Origin of the sequence: Caenimonas sp. SL110 (assembly GCF_001044395.1) — a bacterium.
Lineage (GTDB): Bacteria > Pseudomonadota > Gammaproteobacteria > Burkholderiales > Burkholderiaceae_C > Ramlibacter.
This window is the reverse complement of record NZ_JANU01000061.1, coordinates 65,702-83,784: the sequence shown is the minus strand read 5'-3', so window position 1 is coordinate 83,784 and position 18,083 is coordinate 65,702. Positions and strand designations below refer to the sequence as shown.

The 18,083-nt window shown below is 62.4% G+C and carries 21 protein-coding genes; 10 read left to right on the top strand and 11 right to left on the bottom strand.

Annotation, left to right across the window (positions count from 1 at the left end):
- Positions 1–173: 173 nt before the first annotated feature.
- Positions 174–998, bottom strand: a complete 825-nt coding sequence (locus AQ12_RS20815; protein WP_048441885.1) for an undecaprenyl-diphosphate phosphatase — start codon at positions 996–998, stop codon at positions 174–176.
- Between the two features lie 189 nt (positions 999–1,187).
- On the opposite strand from AQ12_RS20815, the gene AQ12_RS20810 reads away from it, so the two are divergent.
- The 5 genes from AQ12_RS20810 to AQ12_RS20790 all read left to right on the top strand — a co-directional run bounded on the left by AQ12_RS20810 (position 1,188) and on the right by AQ12_RS20790 (position 4,598).
- Positions 1,188–1,742, top strand: coding sequence for a DUF6622 family protein (locus AQ12_RS20810; RefSeq protein ID WP_048441902.1), 555 nt, complete (start codon positions 1,188–1,190; stop codon positions 1,740–1,742).
- A 67-nt stretch (positions 1,743–1,809) separates the two neighbouring features.
- Positions 1,810–2,094 carry a 2TM domain-containing protein gene (locus AQ12_RS20805; protein ID WP_238587788.1) on the top strand — a complete coding sequence of 95 codons (285 nt, stop codon included), beginning with the start codon at positions 1,810–1,812 and terminating at the stop codon, positions 2,092–2,094.
- Positions 2,091–3,185 (top strand): sensor histidine kinase, encoded by a 1,095-nt coding sequence (locus AQ12_RS20800; protein WP_048441883.1) that lies wholly within the window; start codon positions 2,091–2,093, stop codon positions 3,183–3,185. The genes AQ12_RS20805 and AQ12_RS20800 overlap by 4 nt, the downstream gene beginning before the upstream one ends.
- A complete protein-coding gene (locus AQ12_RS20795; RefSeq protein ID WP_048441882.1) occupies positions 3,182–3,982 on the top strand; it encodes a LytTR family DNA-binding domain-containing protein in 801 nt (266 codons plus the stop codon). Before AQ12_RS20800 ends, AQ12_RS20795 begins: the two co-directional genes overlap by 4 nt.
- Positions 3,983–4,046: 64 nt before the next feature.
- Positions 4,047–4,598: a DUF3455 domain-containing protein gene (locus tag AQ12_RS20790; RefSeq protein WP_048441881.1), complete on the top strand. Its 552-nt coding sequence runs from the start codon at positions 4,047–4,049 to the stop codon at positions 4,596–4,598.
- A 339-nt stretch (positions 4,599–4,937) separates the two neighbouring features.
- Here AQ12_RS20790 and AQ12_RS20785 read toward each other — a convergent pair whose 3' ends face one another.
- On the bottom strand, positions 4,938–5,282 hold the full coding sequence (locus AQ12_RS20785) for a hypothetical protein (protein WP_048441880.1): 345 nt from the start codon (positions 5,280–5,282) through the stop codon (positions 4,938–4,940).
- A 203-nt stretch (positions 5,283–5,485) separates the two neighbouring features.
- Here AQ12_RS20785 and AQ12_RS20780 point away from each other — a divergent pair, with 203 nt between their 5' ends.
- From AQ12_RS20780 to AQ12_RS20770, 3 genes are all read left to right on the top strand, one after another.
- Positions 5,486–7,276: a glutamine--tRNA ligase/YqeY domain fusion protein gene (locus AQ12_RS20780; RefSeq protein WP_048441879.1), complete on the top strand. Its 1,791-nt coding sequence runs from the start codon at positions 5,486–5,488 to the stop codon at positions 7,274–7,276.
- A 202-nt stretch (positions 7,277–7,478) separates the two neighbouring features.
- On the top strand, positions 7,479–8,084 hold the full coding sequence (locus tag AQ12_RS20775) for a type IV toxin-antitoxin system AbiEi family antitoxin domain-containing protein (protein WP_048441878.1): 606 nt from the start codon (positions 7,479–7,481) through the stop codon (positions 8,082–8,084).
- A complete protein-coding gene (locus tag AQ12_RS20770; protein ID WP_048441877.1) occupies positions 8,081–8,938 on the top strand; it encodes a nucleotidyl transferase AbiEii/AbiGii toxin family protein in 858 nt (285 codons plus the stop codon). Before AQ12_RS20775 ends, AQ12_RS20770 begins: the two co-directional genes overlap by 4 nt.
- On the opposite strand, the gene AQ12_RS20765 is transcribed toward AQ12_RS20770, so the two are convergent.
- From AQ12_RS20765 to AQ12_RS20735, 7 genes are all read right to left on the bottom strand, one after another.
- Positions 8,925–10,427: a tripartite tricarboxylate transporter permease gene (locus AQ12_RS20765; RefSeq protein WP_048441876.1), complete on the bottom strand. Its 1,503-nt coding sequence runs from the start codon at positions 10,425–10,427 to the stop codon at positions 8,925–8,927. The two genes, AQ12_RS20770 and AQ12_RS20765, sit on opposite strands and share 14 nt — an antisense overlap.
- Before the next feature lie 9 nt (positions 10,428–10,436).
- On the bottom strand, positions 10,437–10,910 hold the full coding sequence (locus AQ12_RS20760; protein WP_048441875.1) for a tripartite tricarboxylate transporter TctB family protein: 474 nt from the start codon (positions 10,908–10,910) through the stop codon (positions 10,437–10,439).
- 7 nt (positions 10,911–10,917) lie between these two features.
- Positions 10,918–11,901, bottom strand: a complete 984-nt coding sequence (locus AQ12_RS20755; RefSeq protein ID WP_048441874.1) for a tripartite tricarboxylate transporter substrate binding protein — start codon at positions 11,899–11,901, stop codon at positions 10,918–10,920.
- Between the two features lie 237 nt (positions 11,902–12,138).
- Entirely contained in the window at positions 12,139–12,720 is a 582-nt protein-coding gene (locus AQ12_RS20750) for a hypothetical protein (protein ID WP_152682888.1), read from the bottom strand.
- A gap of 70 nt (positions 12,721–12,790) precedes the next feature.
- A complete protein-coding gene (locus tag AQ12_RS20745; RefSeq protein WP_048441872.1) occupies positions 12,791–13,174 on the bottom strand; it encodes a YkvA family protein in 384 nt (127 codons plus the stop codon).
- A gap of 41 nt (positions 13,175–13,215) precedes the next feature.
- Positions 13,216–13,614: a TspO/MBR family protein gene (locus AQ12_RS20740; protein WP_048441871.1), complete on the bottom strand. Its 399-nt coding sequence runs from the start codon at positions 13,612–13,614 to the stop codon at positions 13,216–13,218.
- Positions 13,615–13,619: 5 nt separating this feature from the next.
- Complete coding sequence (locus AQ12_RS20735; protein WP_238587787.1) at positions 13,620–14,333, bottom strand: GDSL-type esterase/lipase family protein; 714 nt, start codon at positions 14,331–14,333, stop codon at positions 13,620–13,622.
- Positions 14,334–14,481: 148 nt separating this feature from the next.
- Here AQ12_RS20735 and AQ12_RS20730 point away from each other — a divergent pair, with 148 nt between their 5' ends.
- Entirely contained in the window at positions 14,482–15,093 is a 612-nt protein-coding gene (locus AQ12_RS20730; RefSeq protein ID WP_048441869.1) for a DUF938 domain-containing protein, read from the top strand.
- Positions 15,094–15,115: 22 nt separating this feature from the next.
- On the opposite strand, the gene AQ12_RS20725 is transcribed toward AQ12_RS20730, so the two are convergent.
- Together AQ12_RS20725 and AQ12_RS20720 are read right to left on the bottom strand one after the other, a co-directional pair.
- On the bottom strand, positions 15,116–15,931 hold the full coding sequence (locus AQ12_RS20725; protein WP_048441868.1) for a beta/gamma crystallin-related protein: 816 nt from the start codon (positions 15,929–15,931) through the stop codon (positions 15,116–15,118).
- 201 nt (positions 15,932–16,132) lie between these two features.
- On the bottom strand, positions 16,133–17,806 hold the full coding sequence (locus AQ12_RS20720) for a serine hydrolase (protein ID WP_053076836.1): 1,674 nt from the start codon (positions 17,804–17,806) through the stop codon (positions 16,133–16,135).
- A 21-nt stretch (positions 17,807–17,827) separates the two neighbouring features.
- On the opposite strand from AQ12_RS20720, the gene AQ12_RS20715 reads away from it, so the two are divergent.
- The gene (locus AQ12_RS20715) at positions 17,828–18,031 is read left to right on the top strand and encodes a hypothetical protein (protein WP_053076835.1); all 204 of its coding nucleotides are present in this window, start codon (positions 17,828–17,830) and stop codon (positions 18,029–18,031) included.
- Positions 18,032–18,083 lie beyond the last annotated feature (52 nt).

Here is an 18,083-nt window from a genome sequence, read left to right as displayed (position 1 = left end):
CGACAAAGACTTAGCGCTCAAATGAGAATGTATCTCCGGACACTAGTGGGCTCGACCCGCAATCCATCTATGATCAAACGCCGCAGCCGCTTCGCGGTGGATGCCGGATCAAGTCCGGCATGACAGCCGGGGGAGATCTGTCATTGCGGGCTTGACCCGCAATCCATCTCTACTCAAGCCGCCCACTTCACCAGCCCCGTCCACGCGGTCAGCAGCACAACAATGCCGAACGCGATGCGGTACCACGCGAACGCAACGAAACTGTGCGTCGAGATATAGCGCAGCAGCCAGCGCACACACAACCACGCACTCAAAAACGAGAAGAACAGGCCAACCGCGAACATCGGCAGATCTTCGATCGAGAGCAGCGCACGCTCCTTGTACAAGCTGTACGCCCCAGCGCCAATCAAGGTCGGAATCGCGAGATAGAACGAGAAGTCAGTCGCTGCCTTGCGCGACAGCCCCAGCAACATCCCGCCAATGATCGTCGCCCCGCTGCGGCTGGTGCCGGGGATCATCGCCAGGCATTGCACCAGCCCTACCTTGAGCGCGTCCTTCCAGGTCATGTCATCGGCGTCGTTCACGCGAACCGCTGACGGCGGACGCTTCTCGGCCCACAAGATGATGAAGCCGCCGATGATGAAGGTGCTGGCGACCACCGCCGGCGTGAACAAATGCGCCTTGATCAGCTTGCCGAACAACAGCCCAAGGATGACTGCCGGTATGAAGCCGATGACGACATTGAGCGAGAACTTCTGCGCCGACTTCTGCGTCGGCAGCGCGACGAGGGTGTCGCGAAGCTTCTGCCAGTAAACAATGATCACCGCCAGGATCGCGCCCGTCTGGATCGCGATGTCAAAGACCTTGGCCTTCTCATCGTCAAAGCCGAGCAAGGCGCCTGCAAGGATGAGGTGGCCGGTGCTCGAAATCGGCAGGAACTCGGTCAGCCCCTCGACGATCCCCATCACCGCGGCCTTGGCCAACAACACGAAATCCACACGCGCTCCTTGAAGTGGCTGCGATTATCGCGTGGCTCACCTGCTGACAAGGGCGCTTTCACCTGCATTTCGCGCCGCATCTGGCCCGCTTCACGCCGCGATCCTTCAATTTCGTCGCTTTCGATTGGCCGCGCCGCCCCGGCCCCGGCAAAGTCCGCCCATCGAAACACTCGAACCGAAGGAAACATCATGCTGCTCCAACTGATCGCCAACCATCCCCAGGTGCTGCTTCAAGTCATCAAGGGCACGCCCACCTATGTGTGGGGCATCCTGGCCGCCCTCACGGTGCTCGGCCTGACCCAGGCACGCGACCGCACCGCCAGCCTGACGCGCATCGCCGTCATGCCGGTGGTCATGACCGTGATGGGTCTGTGGGGCATGTTTGGCGCGTTCAGCAACTCGCCCCTGTTTGGCTACGCGTTGCTTGCATGGATTGCATCGGCGTCCGTGATGATCGGACTGATCGGCACCATGGCGCCGCCCGAAGGCGCGACTTACGACGCCGCCAATCGCACATTCGCGGTCTCGGGCAGCCTGGTGCCAATGGCCCTGATCCTGGCGATCTTCCTGACCAAGTACGTGGTCGGCGTCGAGACTTCGATGAACCCGGGCCTGGCGCGCGACGGCCAGTACTCAATGATCGTCGGCGCCTTGTACGGCATGTTCAGCGGCATCTTTGCCGGCCGCGCCATCCGCCTGCTGCGCCTGGCCTCGCGTCCTGCGATGCACATCGCCGCCGCCTGAACGCACAATGGCCCACCATAGAATGAATCGCACCTCGGCCCACCTGGAGTGACTCGCCATGAACCGCATGAGCCCTGAAGACATCGAGCGCCTCGCGCACAAGCGCGCCGCCGCCAAGCTGGGCTGGTACTTCCACCTGGCGGTCTACATCCTGGTCAATTCGTTCCTCTTTGCGCTGGCCTACTTCGGCCTGCGCTCAAGGCCCTGGTCGATGTACCCGCTGCTCGGATGGGGCCTGGGCCTGGCGCTGCACGGCGCATCGGTCTTCCTGATCGGCAAGGGCACCAACTTGCGCGAGAAGCTCGTGCAACAGGAGCGCGAGCGCCTGCAACGCCAGAACGACGCGCCATGAACATCGACTGGATTGGCAAGCTGCGGCACCTGCTGCAAGTGCTCGCCTTCTGCCTGGTCGTGGCAACCGTGCAGTACACCTTCCAGCCCGACAAGGCCTATGGTCCGCTGGTGGTGTATTCGATCTTCATCGGCACCATCACATGGGCCGTCATCGACCTGGGCCGCGAATACATTCCTTCGGCCGCAGAAACCGGCTGGCCCAAGGGATTCACAGGCGTCGCACTGGTGGCGGGCGGCATCGTCACCGGCTGGTTTCTGGGGATGTTCATCGCCGGCAGGCTGTGCGAGTACTACGGGTTCTATCCACCCGGCCCTGCGCCCAACCCTGAAGGCCAGTTGCGCATATCGATCCTGATCACGGCCATCGCGGGGCTGATCGGCAGCGGCTATTTCTACACCGCCAGCAAGAGCGCGTACCTCGAACGCAAGATGGGCGAGGCGCGCGAGCGTGCAGACGAAGCACGGCTCAAGATGCTGGAAACGCAGCTGGAGCCGCACATGCTGTTCAACACGCTCGCCAACTTGCGCGCGCTGATCAGCGTGGACCCCGAACGCGCGCAGACCATGCTCGATCACATGATCGCGTACCTGCGCGCTACGCTCGATGCATCGCGCACGACCACGCACAGTTTGCAGAGCGAATTCGATCGGCTGCGCGACTATCTTGAGCTGATGGTCATCCGCATGGGGCCGCGCCTGACGTACGACCTGCAGCTGCCGCCTGAACTCGCGAGTCACCCGGTGCCTGCGCTGCTGCTGCAACCGCTGGTAGAAAACAGCATCAAGCACGGCCTGGAGCCGAAACTCGAAGGCGGCGCGATCACGGTGACCGCGCGACGCGATGGCGACGACCTGGTGTTGGAGGTGAGGGACACCGGTGCCGGTGGCTCGAAGATCAGCAGTGCCAGCAAGAGCGGCTACGGCATGGGCAATGTGCGCGACCGCTTGCGCACACTGCATGGCGACCGCGCCTCGCTGGATTTCGCAGCGTCTGCCGATGAAGGCGCGCGCAATGTGCTTCGCATTCCTGCGATTCTTGCCACTGCTGCAAGTGCCGCCACTTCAAGCACAGGACATCGCCCATCATGAACACTGACCTGTCCGCCCTCATCGCAGAAGACGAACCCCTGCTCGCGCAAGCCCTGAAAGTGGAGCTGGCGAAGGCATGGCCTGAACTGCGCATCGCCGCCATCGTTGGCGACGGCGCGTCGGCGGTCACGCAGGCGCTCACGCTGCTGCCCGATGTGCTCTTCTTCGACATCCGAATGCCGGGCCAAAGCGGGCTCGAAGCCGCCGCCGAACTCGCCGACGAGTGGCCCGAAGGCAGGCCATTTCCGGCGCTGGTCTTCATCACCGCCTACGACCAGTACGCGGTGCAGGCATTCGAGACGCAGGCGATCGACTACGTGTTGAAGCCAGTGCAAGCAGTGCGACTGCAAAAGACGGTGGCCAAGGTCAAGGATGCGCTGGCACGGCGCACAGCGAACACCAACATCGAAGACACCCTGGGCCAGTTGCGCTCGCTGCTCGGCTCGGTGCCCCCGCCAGGTGCGAAGCAGGAGCCGCTGAAGGTTCTGCAAGTGAGCGTGGGCGCCAACATCCGCATGGTGCCTGTGCAGGAGGTGATTTACTTCGAGGCCGCCGACAAGTACGTGCGCGTTCTCACGGATGAGCATGAGTACCTGATTCGCACGCCGCTCAAGGAGCTGATGCCGCGACTGGATGAGCAGGCCTTCTGGCAGATTCATCGCGGCATTGTGGTTCGCGCAACCGCCATTGACGGCGTGACGCGCGATTCAGCGGGCAAGCTGCACCTGTCGCTGCTCAACCGTCAGGAGAAATTGGCGGTCAGCCGGCTGTACGCGCATCTTTTCAAGGCGATGTGACAGATTTCTGAAACCAAAACGACTCGGCATACGTAGAGGTTGGGTAACAACCCAAGGAGCCCCCATGAAACGTATTCCGTTCGCCGTTGCCACCGCCGCAGCCGCCGCCCTTCTTTCCGCTTGCGCCTCTGGCGGCATGATGTCCAGGTCGTACGACCAGAGCATGCTGCCGGCCACCGTGCAGGTGCCCGCCGGCAATCGCGTCGTGCTGGAGACCGTTGGCATCGGCGAGATCACCTATGAGTGCCGCGTCAAGGCCAACATGGCTGGTGAGTACGAATGGTTCTTTGTCGGTCCCGATGCCAGGCTGATGGACCGCAGCGGCAAGCAGGTCGGCCGCTACTACGGCCCGCCCGCCACGTGGGAAGCGATGGACGGCAGCAAAGTCACCGCTACCCAGCTCGCAGTCGCTCCAGCGAGCACCGGCAACATCCCGATGCAGCTCGTCAAGGCCAACCCGGCCATGGGCAATGGCGCGATGACGGGCACCACCTACATCCAGCGCGTCGCCACGCAAGGCGGCGTCGCCCCTGCGATGGCATGCACGGGCAGCAACCTGGGCACCAAGGGCATCGTGAAGTACCAGGCCGACTACATCTTCTATCGCGCGATGTAAGGGCAGGTTGCCTGGCTGTCATTGCGGGCTTGACCCGCAATCCATGTCTTGCGTCTGTCACCCCAAATAGCTGGCGTCCTACAGGCCGACCCCATCTCGCAGCGGTCTACTAAAAGTCAATCACCCCGACTCCTCTGAGTCCCCTCCTCCTCCGGGGTGAGCTGGTCCGGCCCTCCGTCCCGTGATCAGCATGTTGGCCCCAGTCCTGGTGACTGGGGCCTCTTTTTTTTGTGTCTCGCAAAAGCGTCCGCCCATAAAAAAAGGCCCCGACGCTCATGCGCCAGGGCCCAGCCTTGGAGAACTCTTTAAATCTGGATCGACTCGGGTAACTACGCCCGCTCAGTAGCGGTAGCCATGACCGTAGTAACGGACATGACGGTGCGGACGGCTGTAGTAACGCGGCGCGTAAACAACAGGCGCGGGGCGCACGTAGTAAGTCGGCTCGTAATAGGTGGGTGCGTAGTAGGTCGGTGCGTAGTAGGTCGGCGCAGGCACCGAATACACCGGCTGTACGTAGCTCGAATACGTCGGCGGGTAATACCCGTTCGACGCGCCGATCACGACACCGGGGGCGATGTTGGCGCCAATGCTGAAATACACATTGCTGCGCGCATTGGCGGCACCAGCGGCGCCAGCCACGACGAGCGCCACAGCGGCCGCTTTGACAAAACTGGTGATCTTCATGACGGTACTGCTCCTGAAACGATCGTTGAATCTGAACGGCGCCTCTTGATTTCAGCGCCACGTTCATATTAAACGCGTGACAGGCGCAACAGGCTAGAGCTTTACCCGTCAGAGCCGTTGCGAGACGTAACGCGCAGGCCACTCGTGTGATCCGAATCACATCGCACGAGCTCCTGCTGCACTGCACCCTAAAATGTTTCCATATGAACGCACCCGCCGACAAGAACGAACTCCCCAAGCCCAGCAACTTCCTGCGCCAGGTCATCGAAAAAGACCTGGAGCACGGCACCTACCAGCAGCGCAAATGGGGTGGCGGCCCCGGCGATGCACAGCACCACCAGCAGGGCACGCCCGACCCGGCAAAGATCCGCACCCGCTTTCCGCCCGAGCCCAACGGCTACCTGCACGTCGGCCATGCCAAGAGCATCTGCCTGAACTTCGGCCTGGCACGCGACTACGGCGGCGTCTGCCACATGCGGTTCGACGACACCAACCCCGAGAAAGAAGACCAGGAGTACGTGGACAGCATCCTCGATGCAGTGAAGTGGCTCGGCTTCAGCTGGGACGCCAATGGCACCAGCCACTACTACCATGCAAGCGATTACTTCGACTTCATGTACCGCGCAGCCGAGTACCTGATCACAACCGGCAACGCCTACGTCGATGAACAGAGCGCCGACGAAATGCGCCACAACCGCGGCGACTTCGGCCGGCCCGGCACGAACAGTCCGTACCGCGCGCGAACGCCGCAAGAGAACCTTGCGCGCTTTCGCGAAATGAAAGACGGCAAGCTCGCCGATGGCGCCGCCGTGCTGCGCGCCAAGATCGACATGGCAAGCCCCAACATCAATATGCGCGACCCGGCCATCTACCGCATCCGCCGCGCCACGCACCACAACACCGGCGACAAGTGGTGCATCTACCCGATGTACACCTATGCGCACCCGATCGAAGACGCGCTGGAGAACATCACCCACAGCATCTGCACGCTGGAGTTTGAAGACCAGCGCCCGTTCTATGACTGGCTGCTCGACCGGTTGGCTGAAGGCGGCCTGATCAGCCAGCCGCATCCGCGCCAGTATGAATTCGCTCGGCTGAACCTGACGTATGTGATCACGAGCAAACGCAAGCTGAAGGCGCTGGTCGATGAGAAGCACGTGACCGGATGGGACGACCCACGCATGCCCACCATCGTCGGCCTGCGCCGGCGCGGCTACACACCCGAAAGCATCCAGCTGTTTGCAGAACGCATCGGCGTGACCAAGAGCGACAGCTGGATCGACTACAGCACGCTCGAAGCTGCGCTGCGCGACGACCTCGACCCCAAGGCGGCACGGGCGATGGCCGTGCTCGACCCGCTGAAGCTGGTGATCACCAACTGGGGCGAAGTGATGGGAAGCGATGATTTCCTGGACGCGTGCTCAGCGCCCGTGCATCCGCACGATGCGGCACGCGGAAGGCGCGAGTTCAAGTTCGGCAAGGAGATATGGATCGAGCGCACCGACTACGAAGAAGTGCCGCCCAAGGGCTACAACCGCCTGTATCCGGGCAACAAGGTGCGGATGAAGTACGGGCATGTGATCACCTGCACCGGCGCAACGAAAGACGCGGACGGCAAGGTGGTTGAAGTGCAGGCGGAGCTGGTGCCCGATACCAAGAGCGGCACGCCGGGCAGTGATGCGGTCAAGGTGAAAGGCGTGATCACCTGGGTGGCTGCGGCCGATGCGCTGACGGCGGAAGTGCGCTTGTACGACCGGTTGTTTTCAGTGCCGCAACCGGACACGTCGAGCGGGAAGGACTACCACGAGGAACTGAACCCGGAATCGCTGAAGGTGGTGACGGCGTTTGTCGAGCCTTCTCTCAAGTCAGCGCAAAGGGATGAGAAGTTTCAGTTTGAGAGGCATGGGTACTTTGTGGCGGATTTGAAGGACCACGCCCAAGACGTGCCCGTCTTCAACAGGGCGGCCGGGATGAAGGATAGTTGGGGGAAGTAGATTCCCGCGCCTGACGCAGCGCACAACCCCCATGTGGGTTACTCAAAAAACTCCTCATCCAGCTTCTTGATCTGGATGGTCTCTTCCACCCGCATCCCACATCGAAGTTGATCATCAGACGGGTCAGCAACGGGTCGTCAAGATTGTTCCTAATTTTCGTCAAATATTTGCAATCGACGAAAAAACGGAACAAAATCCAAAGATGGTTTCCGACTCCCACAACAGCCGCGTCCTTAGCCTGGCCAGCCAGAAAGCACTGCTGCGGGCGGCCGATCTGCAAGGCATTGCAGCGCCGCGAATTGTGTTGAGTCGCCTGACTGAAGCCGGACTGCTGGACAGGGTGAGCCGCGGTTTGTACAGGCTTCACAACTTTCAGGCTTCGGAAAACGAGGGCCTCGAAACCATCGCGGCCAAAGTCCCGCAGGCTGTTTTTTGCCTGCTGACAGCACTCCAGTTTCACGGGCTGACGACCCAGCTTCCACGCCAGATCTGGATCGCGATGCCACGTGGCAGCCATGCACCTCGAATTGACTACCCTCCGATCAGGATGGTTCAGATGACAGGCCACGTCTATTCCGAAGGCATCGAGACCGTCGAGCGCGACAACGCGAGCCTGCGCGTGTACTGCGTCGCCAAGACTGTGGCTGACTGCTTCAAGCACCGCAACAAGATCGGTCTGGACGTGGCACTTGAAGCTCTGAAAGACGCGCGCGCGCACCGCAAGACCACTGCAGATGAACTGTGGCACTACGCCAAGGTCTGCCGGGTTGCAAACGTCATGCGCCCCTATCTGGAAGCCACCCAATGATCGACATCGCGGCCTCTGTACGCGCTCGCCTTCTCAACATCGCCAAGGCGCAAGGCGTGGACTTCAATCAGGTGCTGGTACGTTTCGCGCTTGAACGCATGCTCTATCGCCTGAGCGTGTCTGTGCATGCCGATCGCTTCATGCTCAAGGGCGCCCTGTTGTTCACTGTCTGGTACGACATGCCGCACCGTGCAACGCGTGACGCAGACCTGCTCGGCTTTGGTGCGAGCGATCTGAAGTCTGTGGCCCAGACATTCCGTGAAATCGCAGAAGTGGCCGTGGAAGACGGCATCGTGTTCGACTCCACAACGGTCCTTGCCCAGGAAATCCGAAAAGATGCGGGATACCCCGGGGCACGCATCCTCATCGAAGGAATTCTGGCCAAGGCGCGGTGCAGGACGCAGATCGATATCGGCTTCGGCGATGTGGTGACACCGAGCCCGATTGAAGCTCGGTACCCCGTCATGCTGGCGGACTTGCCGGCGCCTTGCTTGCGCATATATCCCGTCTACACAGTGATCGCAGAAAAGCTCCACGCCATTGCACTGCGAGGCATGACCAACACCCGAATGAAAGACTACCTGGACCTGTCAGTGGTGCTAGAGCGCGAAACGCTGGACAGCGGCCTACTTGCAGAAGCGATCAAGGCCACTTTCGAGCGTCGCGAGACAGCGGTACCTCCCAACTGGCCAATCGGTCTGACGAATGAGTTTGCCAATGATTCCTCAAGGCAGGCACTGTGGCAGGCATTTCTCAGAAAGAGCGAGCTTCCCTTTGAGCCACTTCCCACGGTCGTGGAACGACTTCGTACGAATTTCTCGCGAGTGTGGCGAGATACCTTCACGGTGAACTGACTGGTGCTCCTCTGCTGCGCAACACCTTCAACACCACCGGCAAAAACCAAACCACCAACGTCAGCACCGCTAACCCCAGCGCAATCGGCCTGCCGACGAACGCGGCCAGACTCCCGTTCGACTTGATCATCGACGTGATGAAGTTCTCTTCCAGCATGCCGCCCAGCACCACACCCAATATCGCAGGTGCAATCGGGAACCTGTTCTGCTCCAGCAGGTAGGCGATCACGCCGGCGACCAGCATCACGGCGACTTCAAATACGCTGTTGTTAATCGCAAATGTGCCAACAATGCAAAACAGCAAAATCAAGGGCATCAGTATTTCTCGCGGCACTTTCAGGATTCGCCGCGCGGCCTTGATGCACAGGATGCCCAGCGGCACCATGATGATGTTGGCCAGGATGAACAGCAAAAACACCGCGTAGATGTTTTGCGGGTTCGTGGTGAACAACGTGGGGCCTGGGTTCATGTTCTTCATGTAGAGCACGCCGATCACGATGGCCGTGATCGAGTCGCCCGGTATGCCGAACACCAGCGCAGGTATCCATGCACCCGCCAGCGCACTGTTGTTGGCCGAGCCCGATTCCACGATGCCTTCGACGTGACCGGTGCCGAACTTCTCGGGCTCCTTCGAGAACTTCTTGCTCATCGCATATGACATCCACGCCGCGATGTCGGCGCCTGCTCCCGGCAACGCACCGACCGCGGTTCCCAGCGTGCTGCCGCGCAGGATCTGCACCGGGTACTTCTTGGCCAGCGCCCACTGTCCGGCCAGCACGTTGCCGACTTTCTCGACGACCATCTCGGCCGGGGGCGATGTGTCGACGACGTAGCGGATGATCTCGGAGATCGCGAACATGCCGATCATCATCGCGATCATGCCGATGCCGCCGGTCATCTCCGCGTTGCCGAATGTGAAGCGCGGAAACCCCGCCGGGTTGCCCAGGCCCACGCATGCGACCAAGAGGCCCAGCAACAGCGTGACGATGCCCTTGAGCGGTTCGCTGGATGTGATGAACACCGCGCAGGTCAGGCCCAGCGTCACCAGCCAGAAATATTCGAACGAGCTGAAGTTGAGCGCGAAGTCTGCAAGGGCCGGCGCTGCAACGATCAACACGATGGTGCCGAAGAGCCCACCCACCGCCGAGAACACCAGGCTCGCACCGAGTGCCTTCTCGGCCTCGCCCTTGCGCGTCATGGCGTAGGCCTCGTCGGTGTAGGCGGCCGATGCGGGCGTGCCGGGTATTCGTAGCAGGCAGCCGGGTATGTCACCCGAGAAGATCGCCATGGCAGTGGCCGTCACCATGCACGCAATCGCCGGGATGGGCGGCATGAAGAAGGTGATCGGCACGAGCAAGGCGGTTGCCATCGTGGCCGTGAGGCCCGGCACTGCGCCCACGAACAAACCAAAGATCGACGCGAACACGATCACCATCAAGGTGTACGGGTCGAACACCATCGCGAACGCTTGACCGATTGCAGTGAGCATCGAAGTTACCTACCAGGCCCAGGGTGTGAGCAGACCCCAGGGCAAGGGCACGCGCAGCAATTTATAGAACGCGAAGTGAATGACCAGTGTCGCCACGATCGCCACAACCAGTGCCACACCGATTCGCACGCGCAGCACCAGCAGCATCGCCAGCAGGATCAGGACTGCGATCGGCAGAAAGCCAATCCAGTTCGCCGCAACGATGTAGAACACGATGCTGCCAATCAGCACGGCCAGCGCAGCGACGTGGCGCGGCGAGCGCACCCAGTCTTCCCATTGCATCCACGGTTGCGTGGCGCGGGCCCTGATGCCCTTCACGATGAGGATCAGGCCCACAACGCACAAGCCCACCGCTATCAGCCCCGGGAACAGCGCAGGTCCGACCTGCTGCCCCGGTATCGTGGGGTAGCCGCGCACCGCAAAGAGCACAGCCCCACCCAGGGCTACAAACAGCAGCCCGAATATCGCGTCGTTGAATTTCACGCAGCGATCACTTCGCGATACCGACGGCCTTCATCGTCGCGCCCAGGTCAACGTCGGCCTTGGCCATGAATTTCGCAAAGTCATCGGGACCGGCATAGATCACACCAAAGCCGCGGCTGGCCATGAAGTCGGTGTATTCCTTGCTCGCTGCGACCTTGCGGATCGAAGCGGCCAGCTTGTCTCGCACGTCGTTGGGGATGCCCTTGGGCGCCACGATTCCGCGCCATGCGGCCATCTGCCAGTCGCTGCCTGTGGCGGCCTTGAGTGTGGGCACATTGGGGTACAGCGCCGATGGCTTGTCTGCCATCACGGCCAGGCTGCGCACCTTGCCCGCATCGATCAGCGAGCGCGCTTCGGGCAGCGAGACGGGCGCGACTTCAACGCCGCCGGCCACCATGTCCTGCAGGCCGGGTGCGGCGCCATTGCTGGGCACCCAGGGCAATGCGGCCGGGTCGATCTTCTGGTCGCGCAAGAGGCCGGCGATGGCCAGATGCCAGATGCCGCCCTGCCCCGTGCCCGATGCCTTGAACTTGCCCGGGTTCGCCTTGATCGCGCCCAGCAGGTCGGCCACGGTCTTGTACGGTGAATCGGCGCGGACCTGGATGCCAGCGGGGTCTGCGTTGACCAGGCCGATGGGCGTGTACGACGCGCCGGTCAGTTCGGTCAGGCCTTGCCAATGCATCATGCTGATCTCGACCGTGGCCATGCCGATGGTGTAGCCGTCCGGTGGCGCAGCAGCGATGGCCGCATGTCCCACTACGCCGCTGCCGCCCGTGCGGTTGACCACATTGACCGGCTGGCCGAGGTCTTTTTCGAGCAGGCTGCCGATGATGCGGGCCGTGGCATCAGTGCCTCCGCCTGCACCCCAGGGCACGATCAGCGTGATCGGCCGGGCTGGGTAACCCTGCGCCAGTGCGGAAACCGAGGCGCCCGCAAAGGCCAGCGCCGTGAGTGCGCCGGCAATGACGCGGCGACGGGATGGAAAACGCATGCTTGTCTCCTGGAGTGGTCGTCGTACAACCACCGCAATCTAGCGCATGCGAGGTTTCAGCACTATGAGGGTCAATCCTAGGCCTCGTCGTACAACCGGCGCTCGCTTGTCATGCGGGACTGGATGCAGCATCCACCGCGAAGCGGACGCGGCCGTCGAAGTCATGGATTGCGGATCGAGTCCGCAATGACTGCCTCTCAGTTCAGATGACAGCTTCTCAGTGCAGATGACAGCCGCTCAGTGCAGATCGCCCTTGCCTCGTTTGGGCCCGCCCATCACCTCATCCAGCGACTCGGGCACGCCGCCTTCCGCGTCGATCCAGCGGATCACGCGCACCGCCATGAAGCGGCGGAACTCGCCTTCTTCGTAGAGCCGGTAGTGCGGCTGGTATGCATGCTTGCTCGCATCGGTCCACGCGAGCACGGCTGTCTCATTGAATCCGCTCGCCAGGTCCAGGCCCAGCTCCCGGCGTGACCATCGGCACAGCTCCCAGCCGTCCAGCGACCGATAGCCCTTGCCAACCAGCACGCGCTCGACTGCCTTGGCATAGTTGCCGTCCTTGACGGTGGCCAGGACATTGGCCACGCAGAACTCCAGCGCCTCGTCTTCAGCCGTGGTGACGATCGGCGCAACGTCTTTCAGGTAGGTGACGGGCTGCGTTTCCATCACGGTGGCGGTGTCCGCAGAGTCAGCAAGAGGCGAGAGCACGCACGATGAACAGTCTTCGCAGATGGTCGCGAGCATCTTGCCGTCAGCGCAAGCCAGAGCCTGCGTTTTGAGAGACCCGCAGCGTGGGCAGGCGATGCCGGAATGAGTCATATTTACTTAATTCTGTAAAGACCCGGGATTGTGCCACTGCTTATCCGTAATAAATCGGACGCGCGGAGGTCTAGCGAAGCCACCACCAAAGCGCCGCCCCGCCCGCAATCCAGAGCACAACAATCACGACAGCGCCGACACGGTTCACCGGTTTGGAGCCCTTTTCCAGCATCCACGCATCGGCCCGGGTCCGGCATTGCACCAGCACGTCAGGCGGCAGCATCCTGACGGCCAGCCAGATCAGGGCCGGGAGCAGCAGCACGTCGTCCACATAGCCGAGCACCGGAATGAAGTCGGGGATCAGGTCGATGGGGCTGAGCGCATAGGCCACCACAAACAGTGCCAGCGCCTTCGCGTGCCAGGGCGTCGCGGGGTGCTTGCCGGCAAACCAGAGCGTGACAGCATCACGCTTGATGCGCCGCGCCCACTGCTGGATGTCAGCGATCAGCGGCATTGCGCGCGGCACCCTGGCGAGAAGTCAAGCATCTCGCGATGCTAGCGGTTCAACCAGGTAATGCTCAACTGCAGCACGGTGGCAAACGACACCCACGCAAGATAAGGAAGGTTGACCAGCGCGACCCAGCGATGGCGCGGCCAGATGGCGCGCAGCGCCCAGACCAGTGTGACCAGCACCAGCGCGATATCGACAGCGGCCAGCACATTGCTGCGCAAGCCAAATTGCAAGGGCGTAAACGCGGCATTGAAAACAAGATTGAGCGCGAATGGAAGCGCCACGCGCCACGGCAGCCGATGCTTGAAGGCCTGCCAGAAGACATAGCCAAAACTCACCGCGATGATGATGTACAGCACGGTCCACACCGGCCCGAACAACCACGCGGGCGGCGCGAATGCGGGTTTGATGAGGGCCCCGTACCAGGCTGCGCTTTCTCCCATGACGATCAGCGCAGCGACACGAGCGTTGTGTCCAGTTTGGCCTGGCGGTTCAACTCCGACATCCACTCCAGGTAGCCCGCATCGCTCGGATGCAATCCGTCTTTGGCGTGCAGTTCCCGTGGCCGTTGTGCAAACGGATCTTGCGCCCTGGGCTTGTAAAGATTGACATACGTCGCGCCGGTGCGCGTGGCTGCTTCGCGCACCAGCGTGTGCAGCTCCTGCGACCGCCGGGTCATCAACCACGAGACCGGCGCAAAGAAAAACGGCGCGTTGCCCACGTTGCCCGGTGGCATGAGGATCACCCGCTTGCCTCGGCGCGCGGCGAGTTCGGCCACGGTGTCAACGCTCTGGCGCAACTGTGCCTCGGAGGTGAAGCGGATCACATCATTGCCGCCGCCCAACACGAGCACCGTATCGAACTTCTGGTTGTCCTGCTGCAATTGCCCGATGAAGTCCGCGTACTTCGCGCCGTCTGCCGCGCGATTGACAACGCGCAGCCCCGGGCGCGATTGCGCGATGAGACCGGCAATGCTGCCGGGCGCTGCGGTCGCGCCGGTGCCCACGGCAGTGCTGTCGCCGATCACTAGCAAGCTCGCGGTCGCAGGGGACGGCTCCGCCTGAAACGGCTCGCTGGCTTTCGCCAGCGCCTTTGCATCGCTGACCCGCCAGACGGTGCAACCGGCAGTGGCCAACAGCGCGGCAACAGCAAGCAGGGCCAATGCGTAGCGCGCCTTTCGGTTGCGCCGGCTGGAGCTGTGGTTGAAGTCGATGATCGTTCCCTTCAGAGCGTCGTGCGATCTTAGGACGCGGCCCGTGCGCAGCGTGTAGGACCGAGTCGCTGGACGTGAAGCCCGCTACGATGCCCGCATGACACTCCACAGCCCTGCCGCCGATCGAAACAAGCAACCCATTGCCGATTCGCTTGTCGCCCTGTTGCCCGCTTCAGGCAACGCGCTTGAGATTGCATCGGGCACGGGTCAACACGCAGCATGGTTCGCCTCCCGGCTGCCGGGCTGGGTCTGGCAGCCCAGCGACATGGATTCGAGCGGCTTCGATTCGATAACGGCTGATGCACGCGAGGCGAACGTCACCAACGTGCGTGCGCCGGTGCTGCTCGATGTGACTGCGCCTGCATGGCCCTCGCAAGGTCAGGAGTTCAACTCGACATTCGACGCGATCTTTTGCGCCAACATGCTGCACATCTCGCCGTGGATGACCTGCGCCGGGTTGATGCAGGGCGCGGCGCGCTATCTCGCGCCCGGTGGCGTGCTCATCACGTACGGCCCGTACATCGAAGACGAAGTGGTCACATCGCCCGGCAACATCGCGTTCGACCAGAGCCTTCGCGAACGCAATCCGGCCTGGGGAATCCGGCACATCCAGAACGTCAAAAGCGAAGCAGAGCGGGTCGGGCTCATGCTTCGCAGTCGACAGGCCATGCCGGCGAACAACCTGTTGCTGGTGTTCGCCAGGCGATGACCTGGCAGGGTGAGTGCAGCGCTTAAACGCGCGGCTCGCCGTTGCCGTTCACCAGCACGGTCGCACCCGGAGGCGTTGCCATCTGCACGCGGTGCTCGCGGCCTTCAAAGACGTAGCTCACGTCGTAGTAGTCAGGGCGGCCGTAGTTGGCGCGCTGCTCGCAACGCTGCACGTCCTGCGTCACCACGCGCGAACCGGTGTTGCCGATGTTGTTGGCGCCGACTGCTGCGCCGCCGAGCACGCCGAGCGCCGTTGCTGCATCACGGCCGCTGCCGCCGCCAATCTGGTGACCCAGGATGCCGCCGATCACTGCGCCTGCGACTGCGCCGCCGACGTTGTTGCCGGGCGAGTTGGTCACGACCTGCTCGCGCTCAATCCAGCAGCGCTGCTGGCTCGGGCCGGCAACCACTGCGCGCACGTCAACCACGCGGGCTTCAAACAGGCGCTCGCTGTCGCGGCGTCGGTAGTCGTCACGCCATGCGGCTGCATAACGGTTGTCGGCAACCACTTCATCACCGCGAATCTGGCGAACCGACGAGATGCGGTTGTTCAGGCCCAGCGACAAGATGGTGTTGTAAGCGCCGGGGCGCAGCACGGCGCAGCGGCCGGTGTAGCCCGCGCCTTCACACACTTCCCAGCGATCGCGACGGTCGCCCGTCACTTCGATGGACGAAGCACGGTCATTGAAGCCGTAGCCTTCGAGATTGGGGATGTCACCGGTGGCGGTGATGGCGCGGCCCCGCAGGTTTTCCACCTGATACAGGGTCACGTCCGCAAAAGCCTGCGAGGCCAGTGCGGCAGTAGCGATGGCCAGGGCGGCCTTGAGGTGCTTGGTCATGGTTAACTCCTTCACGACAGATTGCTGGGTGGTCAACAGCGCTCATGCACTGCTGGTATCGGTAAAGATTAACCACCGATGAACTCATGAGGGCGTCGAAAGCAATACCAGCGGCCGTAGGCGCAAGCTGCGCAAATGCGTGGGAGCAAACCGACTCAACAACCAGTTGGCAACAACTAATTGGGGTCAGATTCCAATTAATCAGACCGGTGCGATGTTCACCCGCGCGAATCGCACATTGCGCGCCCTGCCAGTGCTCACGGCCAGCTGTTCGCAACGCCCTGCCGCATCGCGCTTGAACGTGACGACGCCCAGCGGATGGCTGGCAAAGAAGGTGTCACGATTGATCGGGCGCAGTTCCACATTTCCGCGCGGATATCGCACCGACAACTTGCCGCTGCGCAAAGTCAGCGTGTAGAGCGTGCGCAGCTCTGCACTGTAGTAATCGCCGACACATGCCTGCAGGGCGTCCGCGCTGGGCGTCTCGCGCATCACGCGTTTGAGCGGGTACTCGCGATCGCTCACTTTCCAGATGGCGGACATGGGCGGCTCGTTGCCTGCGCCCGGCGCGAATGTGACAACGAGGTCGGACGCGCGCGAATGAAACTGCGTTGGCGACGATGCAAAGAGCGGCGTGCGCTGGCCGCCTCCGGTCACGCTAAACAGCTTGCTGCCTTCGGCCACGAAACTCAGGACGCCACCGGGGCGCACTTCATAGTCGCCTGCCAGCGCCGCGACGTCGCGAGGCTGCAACTCCACTTCTGCGGGATAGGTGCGCGGCCCAGCCACACCGGGCTCGCCTTCCAGATACAGGTCGGCCACGCGCCGCGCTGTTTCGACCGCGTTGAAATCGGCTGCGTTGCCCAGCACGATCACCGCGAGCTTGTGCTGCGGCAGGCGCATGTAGTACGCGCGATAGCCTGCATCCGACCCGCTATGCGCAACGGCAGGGACACTGCGATAAGGCGTGACGACCAGCCCGCTTGCATAGCCGGTCTCGCGGCCGTTGACCAGTTTGCCGCTGCCCAGCAGGGCTGCGATCACCGCAGGTCCGCCCACCTTTGCCGTGTCGAAATTCGCGTTCCAGGTTGCCAGGTCTTCGACAGTGGTGAAGAGGCTGGTCGCACCGGTGTTGGAAAACGAGAGCGCCACATACGCGTAGCCCTCGCGCGTGCGGCGGTACGAATAGGCGCGGCCCTTCACGAGCGCGCTGTAGTTCTCGTGGAAGTGCGTGTTGGTCATGCCCAGCGGCGTGAACACGCGCTCCTGGGTGAACGCTGCAAGGGTCTGCCCCGACACACGCCTCACGATCTGCCCGAGCAGGCTGTAGCCGCTGTTGCTGTAAAGCTCTTCCTGCCCTGGTGCGAAGTTCAGCTCACGCTGCGAGTACAGCAGCCCGAGGATGTCGCCATCAGTGATCACATCGTCCATGCGCAAGCCGGCCAGCGTGAGCAGGTCCCACACATCGCGCATTCCGCTCGTGTGGTGCAACAGGTGCCGGATCGTGATGGGCGCTTCGACCGCCAGTTCGGGCAGGTACTTGCGCACCGGGTCGTCCAGATCGAGCTTGCCCTCTTGCGCGAGCATGTGGATGGCCAGCGCCGTGAATTGCTTGGAAAGCGATGCCGCATGGAACGGCGTCGAAGGCGTGATCGGCACTGCATATTCGAGATTGGCCATGCCGTAGCCGCGGCTGTGGATGATCTTGCCGTCCCGAACCACGGCCAGTGCAGCGCCCGGGGTGTCGGGCTTGTCCCAGGCTGCGAACAGGCGGTCAATCGCAGCGGGTGACGGATTGGCTGCAAGGACCATCGGCGCACAGACAAGCAAACCGGATGCAGCCAGGAGACGGAGAAAGCGGCGCAGGTCATTCATGCGGCGAGCCTATCATCGGACATGAAAATCGTCACATCGTCGCGCCGCCAGATCGTCATGGGTGTGCTGCTGGCGCTTGCCGTCATCGGCGCGGCCATCCGCTACTGGGCGCCCAATCCGTCAACCGCGCGCGACGTGGGAACGCTGATGCTGGTGCTGTGGCTGCCGGCGGTGGGCAATCTCGTGGCGTTTGCGATCAGCAAGATGCCTGCACGCAAGCGTTGACCGTTTGCGGCTTCAAGGCCCCAGCCGCTGCGCTTAAACGGTAGGATAGCCG

What these genes read in the sequence shown, in the direction of transcription:
- AQ12_RS20740 (WP_048441871.1), bottom strand. Translation starts at nt 13,614, where the DNA reads ATGGGAGAAAGCGCAGCCTGGTACGGGGCCCTCATCAAACCCGCATTC.
- AQ12_RS20755 (WP_048441874.1), bottom strand. Translation starts at nt 11,901, where the DNA reads ATGCGTTTTCCATCCCGTCGCCGCGTCATTGCCGGCGCACTCACGGCG.
- AQ12_RS20750 (WP_152682888.1), bottom strand. Translation starts at nt 12,720, where the DNA reads ATGACTCATTCCGGCATCGCCTGCCCACGCTGCGGGTCTCTCAAAACG.
- AQ12_RS20790 (WP_048441881.1), top strand. Translation starts at nt 4,047, where the DNA reads ATGAAACGTATTCCGTTCGCCGTTGCCACCGCCGCAGCCGCCGCCCTT.
- AQ12_RS20795 (WP_048441882.1), top strand. Translation starts at nt 3,182, where the DNA reads ATGAACACTGACCTGTCCGCCCTCATCGCAGAAGACGAACCCCTGCTC.
- AQ12_RS20805 (WP_238587788.1), top strand. Translation starts at nt 1,810, where the DNA reads ATGAGCCCTGAAGACATCGAGCGCCTCGCGCACAAGCGCGCCGCCGCC.
- AQ12_RS20765 (WP_048441876.1), bottom strand. Translation starts at nt 10,427, where the DNA reads ATGCTCACTGCAATCGGTCAAGCGTTCGCGATGGTGTTCGACCCGTAC.
- AQ12_RS20715 (WP_053076835.1), top strand. Translation starts at nt 17,828, where the DNA reads ATGAAAATCGTCACATCGTCGCGCCGCCAGATCGTCATGGGTGTGCTG.
- AQ12_RS20810 (WP_048441902.1), top strand. Translation starts at nt 1,188, where the DNA reads ATGCTGCTCCAACTGATCGCCAACCATCCCCAGGTGCTGCTTCAAGTC.
- AQ12_RS20785 (WP_048441880.1), bottom strand. Translation starts at nt 5,282, where the DNA reads ATGAAGATCACCAGTTTTGTCAAAGCGGCCGCTGTGGCGCTCGTCGTG.
- AQ12_RS20800 (WP_048441883.1), top strand. Translation starts at nt 2,091, where the DNA reads ATGAACATCGACTGGATTGGCAAGCTGCGGCACCTGCTGCAAGTGCTC.
- AQ12_RS20725 (WP_048441868.1), bottom strand. Translation starts at nt 15,931, where the DNA reads ATGACCAAGCACCTCAAGGCCGCCCTGGCCATCGCTACTGCCGCACTG.
- AQ12_RS20745 (WP_048441872.1), bottom strand. Translation starts at nt 13,174, where the DNA reads ATGCCGCTGATCGCTGACATCCAGCAGTGGGCGCGGCGCATCAAGCGT.
- AQ12_RS20775 (WP_048441878.1), top strand. Translation starts at nt 7,479, where the DNA reads ATGGTTTCCGACTCCCACAACAGCCGCGTCCTTAGCCTGGCCAGCCAG.
- AQ12_RS20730 (WP_048441869.1), top strand. Translation starts at nt 14,482, where the DNA reads ATGACACTCCACAGCCCTGCCGCCGATCGAAACAAGCAACCCATTGCC.
- AQ12_RS20780 (WP_048441879.1), top strand. Translation starts at nt 5,486, where the DNA reads ATGAACGCACCCGCCGACAAGAACGAACTCCCCAAGCCCAGCAACTTC.
- AQ12_RS20770 (WP_048441877.1), top strand. Translation starts at nt 8,081, where the DNA reads ATGATCGACATCGCGGCCTCTGTACGCGCTCGCCTTCTCAACATCGCC.
- AQ12_RS20720 (WP_053076836.1), bottom strand. Translation starts at nt 17,806, where the DNA reads ATGAATGACCTGCGCCGCTTTCTCCGTCTCCTGGCTGCATCCGGTTTG.